The following is a 14,876-nucleotide window of genomic DNA, read 5'->3' on the forward strand; positions in this document are numbered from 1 at the left end:
CTCATGTACGAATTCAAATACCACCGCCCCGGGACCGTCCGGCAGGCCGCGAATCTCCTGGTGAAGAACGAAGACGCCAAGGTGATCGCCGGCGGTCACACGCTGATTCCCGTCATGAAGCAGCGGCTCGCAAGCCCGCCGCATCTGGTCGACCTCTCCCATATCGAGGGGCTGAATACGATCGAGATGAAGGGCCGTTCGCTGGTGATCGGCGCCACCGCCAAACACGCCGAGGTCGCGACCTCCGCCATTGTCGGTGAGGCCATTCCGGCACTTGCCAATCTCGCCAGCCAGATCGGCGATCCCGCGGTGCGTCACAAGGGCACGATCGGCGGCTCGCTCGCCAACAACGATCCGACTGCGGACTATCCGGCCGCCGTGCTCGCGCTCGGCGCCACCATCGTCACCAACAAGCGCCGCCTCAAGGCCGAGGAGTTTTTCCAGGGCCTGTTCTCGACCGCGCTGGAAGCCGACGAGATCATCACCAAGGTGATGTTCCCGCTGCCGAAGAAGGCCGCCTATATCAAGTTCCGCAACCAGGCTTCGCGTTACGCGCTGGTCGGCGTGTTCGTGGCGCGGCGTCCGTCGGACGTGCGCGTCGCCGTCACCGGCGCCGGCTCGGACGGCGTGTTCCGCGTCGAGGCCTATGAGGAAGCGCTGAAGAAGCGGTTCTCGTCCAAGGTGCTCGAAGGCATCGACGTGCCGGCGGAAGGGCTGAACAGCGATATCCACGGCAGCGCCGAATACCGCGCGCATCTGATCGGCGTGCTGACACGGCGCGCCGTCGACGCCGCCAATGCCAAGGAGTGAGTGATTCTCACGCCTCGGCCAAACTTGTCCCGTTGAGGGCGTAGCGAGACTGGCTTTTTCATGACTTCAGCGACCCTGCCGGCATCGGTCGATGCGATGCTCGAACTGTTGACCTCGCGCGGCTATCTGGCCGAGCGGTCGCTGGCGACGGTGACGTACCTCTCGCTGCGCATGGGCCGGCCGCTGTTCCTGGAAGGCGAGGCCGGCGTCGGCAAGACCGAGATCGCGAAGGTGCTCTCGGCGGCGCTGGGGCGGAAGCTGATCCGCCTGCAGTGCTACGAGGGCCTCGACGTCTCCTCCGCGGTCTATGAGTGGAATAGCGCCGCGCAGATGATCGCGATCCGGATGGCGGAAGCCGCCGGCGACACCGATCGTGATCAGCTCTCGAGCGACATTTTTGCCGACCGCTACATGATCAAGCGGCCGCTGCTCCAGGCACTGGAGCCTGACGTCGCAGGACCGCCGGTGCTGCTGATCGACGAGCTCGATCGCGCCGACGAGGCCTTCGAGGCCTATCTGCTGGAAATTCTCAGCGACTTCCAGGTGACGATCCCCGAATTCGGCACTGTGAAGGCGCCGCATCCGCCGATCGTCATCATCACTTCCAACCGCACCCGCGAGATCCACGATGCGCTGAAGCGGCGCTGTCTCTATCATTGGGTCGACTATCCCGCCGCCGAGCGCGAGCTGGCGATCGTCAAGACGCGCGTGCCCGGCATCTCGGCCAAGCTCTCGCAGCAGGTCGTGCGCTTCGTGCAGGCGCTGCGCAACCAGGATTTCTACAAGTCGCCTGGCGTCGCCGAAACCATCGACTGGGCCACCGCCTTGTCCGAGCTCGATGCCCGCTCGCTGACCCCGCAAGTGGTCGGCGACACGCTCGGCGCTCTGCTCAAATACCAGGACGACATCACGCGGATGCAGGGCGACACCCTGCAGAAGGTGCTGAAGGAAGCGACGAGCGAGAATTGACGCGCGTGCGTCATAACGAACCCGTCATTCCGGGGCGCGCGTCAGCGCGAACCCGGAATCCATCGAGCGGCATGGATTAAGGATGAATGGATTCCGGGCTCGCGCCAAGGGGCGCGCCCCGGAATGACGGCTGAGAGTGTGGACGCATGGCCATCAACCACCTTGCCCCGGAGCAAACCGAGCAGTTCGCCGACAACATCGTCGGCTTTGCCCGGGCGTTGCGTGCGGCCGGCATGCCGGTCGGCCCCGGCGCGGTGATCGATGCCATGAGCGCGCTGCAGGTGATCGACATCGGCAACCGGGCCGACGTCTTCACCACGCTGGAGGCGATCTTCGTCAAGCGCCATGAGCATGCGCTGATCTTCAAGCAGGCTTTCAACCTGTTCTTCCGTGCCTCGGAAGAATGGAAGCACCTGCTGGATTCGGTGCCGCTGCCGGAGCAGGCCAAGAAGAAGCCGCAGGCCGGCTCGCGCCGCGTGCAGGAGGCGATGTCGCAGCCGCGGATGACGGAGACGCCGCAGCACCAGGAGCAGGATTTGCGCCTGTCGGTTTCCGACAAGGAGATCCTTCAGAAGAAGGACTTTGCGCAGATGAGCGCCGCCGAGATCGCAGAGGCGCTCCGCGCCATCGAGAGGATGCGGCTGCCGCAGGCGGAATTGCTGACGCGCCGCTACCTGCCCGACCCGCGCGGCTTGCGGCTCGACATGCGCCGCACGCTGCGGGCCTCGTTGCGCACCGGCGGCGACATTATCGACATCCATCGCCTCGGGCGGATCGAGAAGCCGGCCCCGATCGTGGCGCTGCTCGACATTTCCGGCTCGATGAGCGAGTACACCCGCCTGTTCCTGCATTTCCTCCATGCCATCGGCGATGCGCGTAAGCGCGTCTCGGTGTTTCTGTTCGGCACCCGGCTCACCAATGTGACGCGCGCGTTACGCCAGCGCGATCCGGACGAGGCGCTGGCGAGCTGCTCGGCGGCGGTCGAGGATTGGGCCGGCGGCACGAGGATCTCGGCCTCGCTGCACAACTTCAACAAATTGTGGGCGCGGCGGGTGCTGAGTCAGGGCGCCATCGTGCTGCTGATCTCCGACGGGCTGGAGCGGGAGGCCGATTCCAGGCTCGCCTTCGAGATGGACCGGCTGCACCGGTCCTGCCGGCGGCTGATCTGGCTGAACCCGCTGCTCCGGTTTGGCGGCTTCGAGGCCAAGGCCCAGGGCATCAAAATGATGCTCCCGCACGTTGACGAATTCCGCCCGGTACATAATTTGAGTTCGATCCAGGAGCTGATCACCACGCTCTCCCGGCCGCTGCCGCCGCATCACCGCAGCCTGATCCGCTCCGCAGCCTGAGAGGCAAAAGCCCATGCTCGATCGCGACGAGGATATTCTGAAGGCGGCGGAGGACTGGCAGAAGGCCGGCCGTGGTGTCGCGCTGGCAACCGTTGTCGAGACTTGGGGCTCGGCCCCGCGCCCGGCGGGCTCGAGCCTCGTTATCAACGACGAGGGCACCTTCCTGGGCTCGGTCTCCGGCGGCTGCGTCGAGGGTGCCGTGGTTACCGAGGCCATGGACGTGATCGAGAGCGGCAAACCCAAGATGCTGGAGTTCGGCGTCGCCGACGAGACCGCCTGGAATGTCGGTCTGTCCTGCGGCGGCACCATCCGCGTCTTCGTCGAGAAGGTCGGCTGACCGTGAAGCTCGCAATCCTGCATGAACTCAATGCCGAGCGCGCCGCGCGCCGGCCGGTGATTTTGGTGACCGACACCGAGAGCGGCGAGCAGCGCCTGGTGAAGGCTGCCGATTTCGCCAAGGATCCGCTGCGCGCGGAATTGGACAAACAGCTCCGCATGGGCAAGAGCGCCAATGTCGAGGCCGGCGGCAAGAAGCTGTTCTTCAACGTCTACGCGCCAACCGCAAAGCTCGTCATTGTCGGCGCGGTCCATATCAGCCAGGCCCTGGCGCCGCTGGCGCGTTCTCTCGGCTATGACGTCACCGTCGTCGATCCGCGCACGGCCTTTGCGAGCCCCGAGCGCTTCCCTGATATTCCGCTCGTCGCCGAATGGCCCGACACGGCATTGCCGCCGCTCAATGTCGATGCGTACACCGCCTTCGTCGCCGTAACGCACGACCCCAAGATCGACGATCCAGCACTGCTGCATGCCTTCGAGCGCAACTGCTTCTATATCGGCGCGCTCGGCTCGCGGAAGACGCATGCCAAGCGCGGCGACCGGCTGCGGGCGCAGGGCGCCAAGGAAAGCGATATCGCGCGCATCCACGCGCCCATTGGGCTGGCGATCGGTGCGGTCTCTCCATCCGAGATCGCGGTGGCGATCATGGCCGAGATCACCGCGGTTCTGCGCCTGCCGCCCAAAGAAAAAGAAGAAGCGGCATGAAGTTCGGCCCGGCGAGTCCCAGGGATGCGATCGGCGGGGTGACAGTCCACACCCTGCGCCAGGGACCGCTCGTGCTGAAGAAAGGCACGACGATTGGGCCTGCCGAGGTCGAGCAGCTCGAGCGCGCCGGCATCAAGGACATCGTCGTGGTGCGGATGGAGGCGGGCGACGTCTCCGAGGATGTTGCCGCCGCCAGCATCGCGCTTGCGATCGGTGGCGAGGGCATCCATGTCGAGCGCGCCTTCACCGGCCGCGCCAATTTGTTCGCCGCGCAGCCGGGCGTGCTGGTGATCGACCGCGCCGCGGTCGACCGCATCAACAATGTCGACGAGGCCATCACCTTTGCCACGCTCGCCGCCTACAAGCCGGTGGTCGAAGGCGAGATGGTCGGCACCGTGAAGATCATCCCGTTCGGCGTTGAAGGAAATTTGCGCGATGCCGCGGTGAGGGCCGCCGGCAAGGACGTGCTGAAAATCGCGCCCTATGTCGTCAAGCGTGTCGGTGTGGTCTCGACGTTGCTGCCGGGCTTGTCGTCCAAGGTGGTCGACAAGACACTGCGCGTGACCGCCGAGCGTCTCGCGCCGGCGGGTGCCAGCATCATCGCCGAACGGCGCGTACAGCATGAGGAGCGCGCGCTGTCGGCTGCGATCAAGGAATTGCTCGCGCTTGGCGCTGAGCTCGTGATCGTGTTCGGGGCATCGGCGATCGCCGACCGCCGCGATGTGATCCCGGCTGCCGTTACCGGAATCGGCGGCGAGATCGAGCATTTCGGCATGCCGGTCGATCCCGGCAATCTGCTTTTGATTGCGCGCGCCGGCAGCGTGCCGGTGCTCGGGGCGCCCGGCTGCGCGCGTTCTCCGGTCGAGAACGGTTTTGACTGGGTGCTGATGCGGCTGCTCGCCGGCATCAAGGTGACGCGCTCCGAGCTGATGGGCATGGGCGTCGGCGGCCTGCTGATGGAGATCGTGACGCGCCCGCAGCCGCGCGCCAAGCCCGAGATCGAGGACAACAGGCAGGTTGCGGCCATCGTGCTCGCGGCCGGCCGCTCCACCCGCATGGGCGGGCCGAACAAGCTGCTCGCCGAGCTCGACGGCAAGAAGCTGGTGCGGATCGCCACCGAGCAGGCGCTGGCGTCGAAAGCATCCGAGGTGATCGTCGTCACCGGCCATCAGACCGAGCTGGTCGAGCAGGCGTTGCAGGGACTGAAGGTGAAATTCGTCAAGAACCCGGATTTCGCCGGCGGCATCGCGGGCTCGGTCAAATCAGGCATCGCGGCGGTGTCTGACGCCAGCGATGGCGCCGTGATCTGCCTCGGCGATATGCCGCTGATCGATGCCGGCCTGATCGATCGTCTCATCGACGGCTTTGCGCCGGATCGTGGCAATCTCATCGTCGTGCCCGTCAGCGAAGGCCGCCGCGGCAATCCGGTGCTGTGGTCGCGCCGCTTCTTCAAGGAATTGATGACGCTCGACGGCGACGTCGGCGCGCGGCATTTGATTGCCAAGCACACGGAAGCGGTGGCCGAAGTGCCTGTTGATGGCGAGGGCGCGTTTCTCGACATCGACACGCCGCAGGCCTTGGAAGCTGCTAGAGGCGGATGAAGGTGCCGTAACTTCGTAGGGTGGGTTAGACAGCGGCGGCGCGAAGCGCAGTCCGCTGGCGTAACCCACCACTTCCGTTTCCGCAGTGACACATTTGGCGGATTTACGCTTCGCTAATCCACCCGACGGCTCCTCGATTTCAACTCTCCATTCACCATCTGGAAACGGTCCCAGCTTAGAGTCGCCTGCACCTGCCTTGGGGGGAGGGGTTTTTCCATGGTTTCGAACCTCGTCGCGCGCCGTTGCGCGATGTTTTTCTTTGCGCTGTCGATCTGTGTCGCTGGCGCCCGTCACATCACCGAGGCTCATGCGGCCGGCGCCTTTGCCGTCGGCAGGTGCGGCGCCTATGGCCAAGCCTATGATTACGGCGCCGAGCACGAGGCGCGTGCCGCCGCTCAAAAGCAGTGCAAGGGTGAATGCACGACGGTGACAATGAAGCGGGCCTGTGCGGCCATGTCAGTCGACATGACCAACCCCTGTGGCGCTTATGGCTACGCCGTGAAGCCGAAGATCTCGGCCTCGCTCAACGCCGCCACCCGCGAATGCTACAAATATGGCGGCAAGGAATGCGTGATCCGTGCCTGGGCCTGCGACGCCAAGGGGTGATCAAGGGTTGAGCTGCGGTTAGCGCAGCCATCCCGCGTTGGCTTGCACCAGCTTGACCGGCTGCTCCGGCGCGTCGATCGACCAGGGCACCTTGGCCCCGGTGAATTCCGACCAGGCTTTTAGCAGGCGGACCTCGACGCCGACCATGGCGTGGGCCTGCCAGCCCGCGATCGCGGCTGCCGCCATGCCGCTGCCGGTCGCGCCGGCGTTGACGTCGGCAAGCAGTGACGTCGTCGTCGCCATGTCATTGTAGACGCCGAGCTGCTGCTGAAGGTCGGCCAGCCTGCGCGAAAATCGCTTTGCGGATTTGCCGTGCCCGCAGAGCGGAAGCAGGAAGTCGGCGACGTAGCGCAGCTTCTTGGCGGCGAGGCGGACACGATGCCGCTCCTCGATCGGCAGCGATTTGAAACGGCGACCGCGCTTCAGCACCTTGGCATGCTGCGCCGACAGGATGTTGCGGGCGAAATTGATCGCCGGCTCTGCCAGTTGCGCCAGGCCTTCGGGCGCAACGTCGCTGCGCCAGCCGCGCGCTTCGATCCAGGCGCCGAGCCCGATCACGAAGTAAGCGCAGCGCCGGTCGGCAAGGGCGCGGCGGGCCTCGTCGTAGAAGCTCGCGCGGCGTTCGTCGGCGAGCGCGCCGAGCGTGTCGAAGCCTGCAACCGACGGGCAACCCTCCGCAACGGTGTGCAACGTTTCCTGCCGGAACACATCCCAATCACGCGCGCCCGAAAGGCTACCCGCAAGCCATTTTGCTTCGGCGCGCATCAGGTCGAGCTTGGCCAGCGACACCACCGACCGCATCAGGTCCAGCGCGGAGCGCAGGCGGCGCAGCGCGACGCGAAGCTGATGCATCCCCTCGGGGTCGCGGCCATCCTCGGCGGCAGGCAACGCCTGGAGCAAGTGCAGGAGACAGGATCGCAGGATCTCGGAGAAGGCCTCGTCCAGCGAGATCGACGGATCGAGACGAAGCTTCGGCGGCTTCGGTGTGCGCGGCGGCGTATCGGCCGCGAGGTCAAATCCACGCGCCGATTTGGTGCGGATCGACGGCTTCACTTGACCATGCTCGGCGAGCCGAAGCGCGAGGTCCCAGATCGCGGACGGGCTGCCGCTCCTAAGCTCCAGCTCGATCTCGCTGACGGGCAGCGAGCGATCGCCTGACGTCAGATGGCCATGATCAAAGGCGACCTCGACCGTGCCCGACGGCAAGTCGACGAGGCGTTGATGCCGGTGGATATCGCTGCGGAAGACGGCTTCGATCGGGTGACGCTCCAGCTCGGCGCGCAGCTTGTCCGAAACGAGCGGCATCGCCAGCGCGATATCGGGCGCCATCGACGGCACCGCTGCCTCCCACTCGCCACGTCGCAGCGGATCGTTGCTGGATTCCGTTTTCACGGTCTGCGTGAATCGCGTGCCGCTCTGGCGAACCCTGAAGCTGAATCCATCGCGGCGAAGCGTGCGCTTGGGCGTATCGTAGTAGACAGCCTTGAGATGCTTGCGCGCCCCCTTGTTGCGCGCATTCGCGGCGATGATCGGCGCATCGTTGAAGTCAGCCAGACGATCGGAGTCCACGAGCAGCTTGAGTTCGATTTCAGTCGCGCGAGGCACACCGTCGCGGGGCGAAGACACATCCGGCCTCGTCGCATCGGCGCGAATATCTTCGGCGGACAGGTCGGCGTGAGAGAAACCGCTGCGCGGGGGCCCGTTGTCGGAGATTTCGGAACCAGGCTTTTGTTCCGCGTTGGAAGTTGCGGCGTTCCTGATCGCAATGTGTTGATTGTTTGACCCGGCGAGACGCCGCCTCGGTTCGAGGGCTCCCTTGATGGCGTCAATTTCGGACATTCGCAGCTTTATGACAGTTCAGTGACGGGCATCGACATATATCCGAGTTGTCCTGCGGAGAGAAGCACAGCCGATCGCATCCCGCATTGAAATTTCTACGCTGTGATCGCCCGGACAATCCGCGTTACATTGACATAAGCCGTCGCAGCGCTCGGAATTTCTTTTTCTTTCCAGACGCTTGGATGTGCGCGGGAGAGTTCATGCAGTTCGATACCAAGATTGCCGTTGTCATTCGCAACGACCTCCAGACTTGGCAGAAGCTCAATGTTGCGTCATTCCTGACGAGCGGCGTCGCGGCTGCTTTTCCGGAGTGCATCGGCGATGCCTATGAGGACGCATCGTCCACGAAGTATCTTGCGCTGATCGGCCAACCGATCCTGATCTATGGTGCCGATGGTCCGGCGCTGTCGCGTGCACTCGATCGCGCACTCACGCGCAATGTCACGCCGGCGGTCTATACCGAGGACATGTTCAAGACCACGCATGATGCTGCCAATCGCGCAGCTGTGAGAGCGGTCGCGCGCGGCGATCTCAATCTCGTCGGCCTCGCAATGCGCGCCGAGAGGAAGGTGATCGACAAGATCGTCGATGGATTGAAGTTCCATAGCTGACGCCAGGCGCGCTCTGCGCTGCCGCGGGCGTTCTGCGCAGCGCGACCAATAAACTTGCGTCGTTTGACTCCAATCAAGTGAGACCTGGGCGGTATCGCTAGTCTGCTTACGTAATGCAATGGAGCAGACCGATGCCGACCATGAAAGCCGCTGTTGTCAAACAATTCGGCAAGCCCCTGGCGATTGAGGATGTGCCGGTACCGCAGCCCGGTCCCGGCGAAGTTCTGGTCAAGGTGAAGGCCTGCGGTGTCTGCACACCGATCTGCACGCCGCCTCCGGTGACTGGCCGGTCAAGCCGGTGCCGCCGTTCATTCCCGGCCATGAAGCAGCCGGCATCGTCGCGGCGCTCGGACCCGGCGTCAAAAATCTGAAGGTCGGCGATGCTGTCGGCGTCGCCTGGCTGCACGATGCCTGCATGTCGTGCGAATATTGCGAGACCGGCTGGGAGACGCTGTGCGAGCATCAGCACAACACCGGCTATAGCGTGAACGGCGGCTTCGCCGAATACGTCATCGCCTCGGCGGCCTTCGCGGCAAAGCTGCCAGCAACGATCGACTTCGCGGCCATTGCGCCGATCCTTTGCGCTGGTGTCACCACCTACAAGGGACTGAAGGAGACCGACGCGCGCCCCGGCGAGTGGGTCGCGATCTCAGGCGTCGGCGGGCTCGGCCATGTCGCGATCCAGTACGCCAAGGCGATGGGGTTCAAGGTCGCGGCGATTGATATCGCCCAGGACAAGCTCGAGCTCGCGCGCGAGACCGGTGCCGATCTCGCGGTCAACGCGCTCGCAAGCGATGCCGTTGACAAGGTGCTCACGGCGAGCGGAGGATGGGCTCACGGCGTGCTGGTCACGGCGGTGTCGACCGCCGCGTTTGCTCAGGCGCTGAAGATGGTGCGGCGGAAGGGCACCGTCAGCCTCGTCGGCCTGCCGCCGGGTGAATTCCCGACGCCGATCTTCGATGTCGTGCTCAAGCGCATCACCGTGCGCGGCTCCATCGTCGGGACCCGCAGGGATCTCGACGAAGCCATTGCGTTCGCTGCGGACGGCAAGGTGAAGGCCGAAGTGACGAAAGTGCCGCTTGCGCAAATCAACGACGTGTTCGAGCGGATGAAGGCCGGCACGATCGACGGCCGCATGGTGCTCGACTTTGGCTAAACTCTCAGCCCGGCGGCATCCTCTCGAACTTCGTCAGGCCGGAATCGAGAGGATCCCAATCATACGCGCGCACGGCGTAGGTGATCGCTTGCGGCTTGTAGCGGGCCGGCTCGTCGAGGCTGGCAGCGCGGATGGTGAAGATATCGGGCATGGCCTTGAAGGTCATGTAAACGGCGACGCCGCATTCGGGGCAGAAGGCGCGCGTCTTCACGTTGCCGCTGTCGCCGGTCATGTCCCATGTCCTGGCTTCGCCCGTCACCGTGACGCCGCCGCGCGGAAAGGTGGCGTAGGAGCCGTGGCCGGTGCCGCTTTCACGCTGGCAGTCCCGGCACTGGCAATGGTTGGAGAACATGGGCTCGCCGACAATCGAATAGCGGATCACGCCGCAGGCGCAGCCGCCGATATAGGGCTTGGTCATCGCATTAACTCCTCAACTGTCTTCGCCGCTGATTTCGTCGAGCTGCCGAATGACCTTCTTCCATCCGCCGCTCATGACGGTGTAGGCGCTGTCGTTCCTCGGCATGACGAAGCCCGCATGAACCAGCTGAATGCGCGTGCCGGCTTCGACCGGGGTGAGGGACCAGGTCACAACAGTGTCGAGCGGCGCGCCGTAGCCGGTGTTGCGTTCATCGCCACCCGTCCAGGCGTAGACCAGACGCCGGTTCGGGACGACTTCCAGGACGCGGCAATGGATGACGCCGTCCCAGTGGCCGCCCGGCTTGGTCTGGTAGGTGAAGACATTGCCTTCGACAGCCTCGAAGCCGGTCGGTGGCATGAGCCAGCGCGCGATCAACTGGGCAGATGTCAGCACCTTCCAGACCGTCTCCGGCGCGTGAGGGAGCACCTCGTCCATCACGATATCTTTGGTTTCGGCTTTCAACGCGGCTGCACTCACGGGTCGATCTCCTTCAACAGGTCACGCAGGTTCTGGAAGCGCTCGCGCCAGAAGACACCGTAATGATCCATCCAGGTGACCAGCGGTTCGAGACCTTGCGGCGCGGCGCGGTAGTAGACGTTGCGGCCCTCGGCGCGCTCGGCGACGAGGCCCGCCTGCTTCAACGATTTCAAATGTTGCGAGATCGCGCCCTGCGTCACGCCACTGCCGCGCGTCAGCTCGGCGACGCTGATCTCCTTGCTGTCGAACACGCGCTCGAACACCGCGCGCCGGGTCGGATCGGCGAGGGCGCGCATGACGGCGGTGACGGGACTGGGGGCGGCATCGATCATGTCAACAGATTAGTATTCGCTAATGCATTAGTCAATACTAATTTGTTTGAGCGACGATCGAGTCAGCCCCTCTCATTGACTATGACTGACTAGTCAGTCATAAATGCAAAATGACAAAGAAGCTCACTAAAGCGGCTGCGGCCAAAGCTGCGACGCGCAATCCCGAAGCCGGCGAAGACGCCGCGCCGATGTCGAACCGCGCCACGCGCGCGGCCGAGCGGCGCGATGCGATCGTCGCAGCGGCGATGGAGGAGTTCATCGCGCGCGGCTTTGCCGCGACGCGGCTCGACGACATTGCCAAGCGTGCCGGCGTCGCGAAGGGCACCATCTACCTGCACTTCAAGGACAAGGAATCGATGTTCGAGGAGCTGGTGCGCACCGTGATCGTGCCAGTGGTGGTGAAGCTGAGTGCACTACCGCCGCCGACGGGCTCGGTCCGCGACCTCATTGAAACCTTTGCCGGCAACTTCCTCAAAGAGGTGATCGGCACGAGGCGCGGCGATCTCGTCCGCCTGATCGTGGCGGAGGGTCCGCGCTTTCCGGCAGTGGCCGACTTCTACTACCGCGAGGTGGTCTCGCGTGGGATCGCCGGCATGCGCGCGCTGATCGAGCTCGGCATTGCCCGTGGCGAGATCCACCAGGCAAATCTCGCGCGCTATCCGCAGATTGTGATCGCGCCGGCGATGATCGCGGTGATCTGGCAGAGCCTGTTTGCGCGGCACGCGCCGCTCGATGCGCAGGACATGCTGCGCGTCCATCTCGATTTGATCTTTGGCGAACGGAGGACGACATGACGTCGTCGCAAAGGATTTTTGCAGTCGCATTGGCCGCCGTGCTCGCAACCGGACTAGCCGGCTGCAAGGAGAAGCGCGATCCCGGTTTCCAGGGATGGGTCGAGGCCGACATGATCTATGTCAGTCCGGACGAGGCAGGCCGCGTGACCAAGCTCGATATCCGCGAGGGCGATTTGGTGAAGGTCGGCGATCCCCTCTATTCCGTCGACGACGACCTCCAGCTGGCCGATCTCAACCAGACCAAGGCGACGCTGGCCAACGCGCAGCAGGTGTTCGATCGCGCAGAGTCCCTGCGCAAAACCGGCTCCGGCACGCAAGCCACTCTGGATTCCGCTGTCTCTGACTTACGGGTCGCGCAGGCGCGGGTGGTGACGTCGGAGACGCGGCTGGCGCGGCGCAAGGGCTTTGCCCCGGTCGCCGGCACCATCCAGCAGATCTATTTCCGCGAGGGCGAGATGGTCGCCGCGCAGCGGCCGGTGCTCTCGATCATGCCGCCCGGCAACATGAAGCTGCGCTTCTTCGTGCCGGAAACGGAGTTGCCGAAGCTGTCGATCGGCGACGAGGTGCGGGTCGCCTGCGACAATTGCGCCGCCGACCTCACCGCAAAGATCTACTTCATCGCGACCTCGGCCGAATACACCCCGCCCGTCATCTACAGCCTCGAGGAGAGGGACAAGCTCGTCTACCTCATCCAGGCGCGGCCGTCGCGGCCCGATGCGTTGCGGGTCGGCCAGCCGATCGACGTCTATCTCAACCCGAAGACCCCGGTGGCGGACAAGCGATGAGCGTGAGCAACGAGATCGCGATCGACGTCAAGGGCCTGACCAAATCGTTTGGTGGTCGCGAGGTCGTGCACGACCTGTCGATGCAGGTGAAGCGCGGCTCGATCTACGGCTTCCTCGGGCCGAACGGCTCGGGCAAGACCACGACCATCCGCATTCTCTGCGGCCTGCTGACGCCCGACAGCGGCGAGGGCACCTGCCTCGGCTACGACATCCTGAAGGACGCGGAAAAGATCAAGCGCAAAGTCGGCTACATGACGCAGCGCTTCAGCCTGTACCAGGATCTTTCCGTGCGCGAGAACCTCGAATTCGTTGCGCGGCTCTATGGCCTTGCCGACGCGCGCGGGGCTGCCCGCGACATGATCAAGCGGCTCGGCCTCTCGGGCCGCGAGGAGCAGCTCGCGGGCGAGCTTTCCGGCGGCTGGAAGCAGCGTCTTGCATTGGGGGCCTGCACCCTGCCCAATCCGGAATTGCTGCTCCTGGACGAGCCGACCGCGGGCGTCGATCCCAAGGCGCGGCGCGATTTCTGGAACGAGATCCATGCGCTCGCCGCAGGTGGTCTCACCGTGCTGGTCTCGACACATTACATGGACGAGGCCGAGCGTTGCCATGAGATCGCGTATATCGCTTATGGCCATCTCCTGGCGCACGGTACCGTTGACGAGGTGATCGCGAAGTCCGCGCTGACGACCTACACCGTCACCGGCGAGTTGAATGGCCTCGCGGCCCAGCTCGCCGGCAAGCCCGGAATCGACATGGTGGCGCCGTTTGGCACCTCGCTGCACGTCTCGGGCCGCGACGTCGCGGCTCTCGAAGCCAGCATCGCGCCGTGGCGCGAGAAGGGCGACCTACACTGGCTGAAATCGGCGCCGTCGCTGGAAGACGTCTTCATCGAGTTGATGGGCCGTTCCAAGGACAATTTCCAATGAGCAGCATCCGGACAACCGGCCCAGTGCGGGAGATCCGCGACCGCTTCGGCTTCTGGCGCCGCTCCTATGCCATGATGGCGAAGGAGTTCATTCAGCTTCGGCGGGACCGCGTGTCGTTTGCGATGATCGTGGCGATCCCGGTGATGCAGCTCCTCCTGTTCGGTTATGCCATCAACACCACGCCGCACCATCTGCCGAGCGCGGTGCTGCTGCAGGAGGACTCGGATCTTGCCCGCTCGGTCCTGAAGGCGTTGGAGAATACCGCCTATTTCCGCTTCGTCTACGAAGTGCACGACGTCGACGAGTTCGACAATTTGCTGAAGTCCGGCAAGGTGCTGTTCGGCGTCGAGATCCCGCGCGGTTTCGAACGCGCGGTGCGGCGCGGCGACAAGCCGGCGCTGCTGGTTGCAGCCGACGCGACCGATCCGGTCGCCGCAAGCTCCGCACTCGGCGCGCTCGGCATGATCGTGCAGACGGCACTCGCGCACGATCTCTATATCGGCGATCCCCCGGCGATGCCGTTCGAGATTCGCGCGCATGCGCGCTACAATCCGGCGGCGGAATCGCGGCTCAACATCGTGCCGGGACTGGTCGGCACCATTCTCACTATGACGATGCTGATCTTCACGGCGCTGTCGGTGACGCGCGAGATTGAACGCGGCACTATGGAGAGCCTCCTGTCGATGCCGATCAAACCGGTCGAGGTGATGATCGGCAAGATCGTGCCCTACATCCTGGTCGGCTTCATCCAGGCCTTCCTGATCGTCAATATCGGAGTGTTCCTGTTCGGCGTGCCGGTGCTCGGCAGTCTGTTCCTGCTGGCGGCTCTTTCGACCCTTTTCATCGCTGCAAATCTCGCGATCGGCTACACGTTCTCGACCATCGCGCAGAATCAATTGCAGGCGATACAGATGTCATTCATGTTCTTCCTGCCAAGCATCTTGCTGTCCGGCTTCATGTTCCCGTTCGCGGGGATGCCGGCCTGGGCGCAATATGTCGGCGAAGGCCTGCCGCTGACGCACTACATTCGCATCGTCCGCGCCATCATGCTGAAGGGCGCCACCATGCCGAACCTGCGGTTCGATACGCTTGCGCTGGCAGCGCTGATGCTGGTCGCCATGACCATCGCCGTGACGCGCTTCCGCCGCACGCTGGATTGAGG

The 14,876-nt window shown here is 64.4% G+C and carries 16 protein-coding genes and 1 pseudogene; 13 read left to right on the top strand and 4 right to left on the bottom strand.

The annotated features are described in order from the left end of the window. Positions 1-3: 3 nt before the first annotated feature. The 7 genes from L6639_RS32810 to L6639_RS32840 all read left to right on the top strand — a co-directional run bounded on the left by L6639_RS32810 (position 4) and on the right by L6639_RS32840 (position 6,376). On the top strand, positions 4-810 hold the full coding sequence (locus tag L6639_RS32810) for an FAD binding domain-containing protein (protein WP_237865743.1): 807 nt from the start codon (positions 4-6) through the stop codon (positions 808-810). Positions 811-870: 60 nt separating this feature from the next. After that, positions 871-1,779, top strand: a complete 909-nt coding sequence (locus L6639_RS32815; protein ID WP_237865744.1) for an AAA family ATPase — start codon at positions 871-873, stop codon at positions 1,777-1,779. A gap of 146 nt (positions 1,780-1,925) precedes the next feature. Next, positions 1,926-3,128, top strand: coding sequence for a vWA domain-containing protein (locus L6639_RS32820; RefSeq protein ID WP_237865745.1), 1,203 nt, complete (start codon positions 1,926-1,928; stop codon positions 3,126-3,128). A gap of 13 nt (positions 3,129-3,141) precedes the next feature. Then, positions 3,142-3,465, top strand: coding sequence for an XdhC family protein (locus L6639_RS32825; protein ID WP_008564652.1), 324 nt, complete (start codon positions 3,142-3,144; stop codon positions 3,463-3,465). Positions 3,466-3,467: 2 nt separating this feature from the next. Next, positions 3,468-4,169, top strand: coding sequence for an XdhC family protein (locus L6639_RS32830; RefSeq protein WP_237865746.1), 702 nt, complete (start codon positions 3,468-3,470; stop codon positions 4,167-4,169). Further along, a complete protein-coding gene (locus tag L6639_RS32835; RefSeq protein ID WP_237865747.1) occupies positions 4,166-5,770 on the top strand; it encodes an NTP transferase domain-containing protein in 1,605 nt (534 codons plus the stop codon). Before L6639_RS32830 ends, L6639_RS32835 begins: the two co-directional genes overlap by 4 nt. Positions 5,771-5,986: 216 nt before the next feature. After that, positions 5,987-6,376, top strand: coding sequence for a DUF4189 domain-containing protein (locus L6639_RS32840; protein ID WP_237865748.1), 390 nt, complete (start codon positions 5,987-5,989; stop codon positions 6,374-6,376). Positions 6,377-6,394: 18 nt separating this feature from the next. Here the strand turns inward: L6639_RS32840 and L6639_RS32845 are convergent, their stop codons facing one another. After that, on the bottom strand, positions 6,395-8,002 hold the full coding sequence (locus tag L6639_RS32845) for a CYTH and CHAD domain-containing protein (protein WP_237865749.1): 1,608 nt from the start codon (positions 8,000-8,002) through the stop codon (positions 6,395-6,397). 413 nt (positions 8,003-8,415) lie between these two features. Here L6639_RS32845 and L6639_RS32850 point away from each other — a divergent pair, with 413 nt between their 5' ends. Both L6639_RS32850 and adhP read left to right on the top strand, forming a co-directional pair. Next, positions 8,416-8,826 (top strand): DUF2000 family protein, encoded by a 411-nt coding sequence (locus L6639_RS32850; RefSeq protein ID WP_237865750.1) that lies wholly within the window; start codon positions 8,416-8,418, stop codon positions 8,824-8,826. A 131-nt stretch (positions 8,827-8,957) separates the two neighbouring features. Continuing rightward, a pseudogene (adhP, locus tag L6639_RS32855) lies at positions 8,958-9,982 on the top strand (alcohol dehydrogenase AdhP). Positions 9,983-9,986: 4 nt separating this feature from the next. On the opposite strand, the gene L6639_RS32860 reads toward adhP, so the two are convergent. Genes L6639_RS32860 through L6639_RS32870 form a run of 3 tightly spaced genes read right to left on the bottom strand, consistent with a single transcriptional unit; the run spans position 9,987 to position 11,209 of the window. Further along, positions 9,987-10,400 (bottom strand): GFA family protein, encoded by a 414-nt coding sequence (locus tag L6639_RS32860; protein WP_237865751.1) that lies wholly within the window; start codon positions 10,398-10,400, stop codon positions 9,987-9,989. 12 nt (positions 10,401-10,412) lie between these two features. Beyond that, positions 10,413-10,877 (bottom strand): SRPBCC family protein, encoded by a 465-nt coding sequence (locus tag L6639_RS32865; protein ID WP_237865752.1) that lies wholly within the window; start codon positions 10,875-10,877, stop codon positions 10,413-10,415. After that, complete coding sequence (locus L6639_RS32870) at positions 10,874-11,209, bottom strand: ArsR/SmtB family transcription factor (RefSeq protein WP_237865753.1); 336 nt, start codon at positions 11,207-11,209, stop codon at positions 10,874-10,876. Before L6639_RS32870 ends, L6639_RS32865 begins: the two co-directional genes overlap by 4 nt. Before the next feature lie 110 nt (positions 11,210-11,319). On the opposite strand from L6639_RS32870, the gene L6639_RS32875 reads away from it, so the two are divergent. The 4 genes from L6639_RS32875 to L6639_RS32890 are packed head-to-tail and all read left to right on the top strand — an operon-like array spanning position 11,320 to position 14,874. Then, complete coding sequence (locus L6639_RS32875) at positions 11,320-12,003, top strand: TetR/AcrR family transcriptional regulator (RefSeq protein WP_237865754.1); 684 nt, start codon at positions 11,320-11,322, stop codon at positions 12,001-12,003. Beyond that, positions 12,000-12,788: an HlyD family secretion protein gene (locus tag L6639_RS32880; protein ID WP_237865755.1), complete on the top strand. Its 789-nt coding sequence runs from the start codon at positions 12,000-12,002 to the stop codon at positions 12,786-12,788. The genes L6639_RS32875 and L6639_RS32880 overlap by 4 nt, the downstream gene beginning before the upstream one ends. Then, complete coding sequence (locus tag L6639_RS32885) at positions 12,785-13,714, top strand: ABC transporter ATP-binding protein (protein WP_237865756.1); 930 nt, start codon at positions 12,785-12,787, stop codon at positions 13,712-13,714. Before L6639_RS32880 ends, L6639_RS32885 begins: the two co-directional genes overlap by 4 nt. Then, positions 13,711-14,874 (top strand): ABC transporter permease, encoded by a 1,164-nt coding sequence (locus L6639_RS32890; RefSeq protein WP_237865757.1) that lies wholly within the window; start codon positions 13,711-13,713, stop codon positions 14,872-14,874. Before L6639_RS32885 ends, L6639_RS32890 begins: the two co-directional genes overlap by 4 nt. The last annotated feature ends 2 nt before the right edge of the window (positions 14,875-14,876 follow it).

Origin of the sequence: Bradyrhizobium zhengyangense (assembly GCF_022012555.1) — a bacterium.
Classification (GTDB): domain Bacteria; phylum Pseudomonadota; class Alphaproteobacteria; order Rhizobiales; family Xanthobacteraceae; genus Bradyrhizobium; species Bradyrhizobium zhengyangense.

Coding starts and splice junctions, on each gene's coding strand:
- L6639_RS32825 (WP_008564652.1), top strand. CDS start 3,142: ATGCTCGATCGCGACGAGGATATTCTGAAGGCGGCGGAGGACTGGCAG.
- L6639_RS32885 (WP_237865756.1), top strand. CDS start 12,785: ATGAGCGTGAGCAACGAGATCGCGATCGACGTCAAGGGCCTGACCAAA.
- L6639_RS32815 (WP_237865744.1), top strand. CDS start 871: ATGACTTCAGCGACCCTGCCGGCATCGGTCGATGCGATGCTCGAACTG.
- L6639_RS32890 (WP_237865757.1), top strand. CDS start 13,711: ATGAGCAGCATCCGGACAACCGGCCCAGTGCGGGAGATCCGCGACCGC.
- L6639_RS32810 (WP_237865743.1), top strand. CDS start 4: ATGTACGAATTCAAATACCACCGCCCCGGGACCGTCCGGCAGGCCGCG.
- L6639_RS32840 (WP_237865748.1), top strand. CDS start 5,987: ATGGTTTCGAACCTCGTCGCGCGCCGTTGCGCGATGTTTTTCTTTGCG.
- L6639_RS32835 (WP_237865747.1), top strand. CDS start 4,166: ATGAAGTTCGGCCCGGCGAGTCCCAGGGATGCGATCGGCGGGGTGACA.
- L6639_RS32850 (WP_237865750.1), top strand. CDS start 8,416: ATGCAGTTCGATACCAAGATTGCCGTTGTCATTCGCAACGACCTCCAG.
- L6639_RS32880 (WP_237865755.1), top strand. CDS start 12,000: ATGACGTCGTCGCAAAGGATTTTTGCAGTCGCATTGGCCGCCGTGCTC.
- L6639_RS32820 (WP_237865745.1), top strand. CDS start 1,926: ATGGCCATCAACCACCTTGCCCCGGAGCAAACCGAGCAGTTCGCCGAC.
- L6639_RS32875 (WP_237865754.1), top strand. CDS start 11,320: ATGACAAAGAAGCTCACTAAAGCGGCTGCGGCCAAAGCTGCGACGCGC.
- L6639_RS32870 (WP_237865753.1), bottom strand. CDS start 11,209: ATGATCGATGCCGCCCCCAGTCCCGTCACCGCCGTCATGCGCGCCCTC.
- L6639_RS32860 (WP_237865751.1), bottom strand. CDS start 10,400: ATGACCAAGCCCTATATCGGCGGCTGCGCCTGCGGCGTGATCCGCTAT.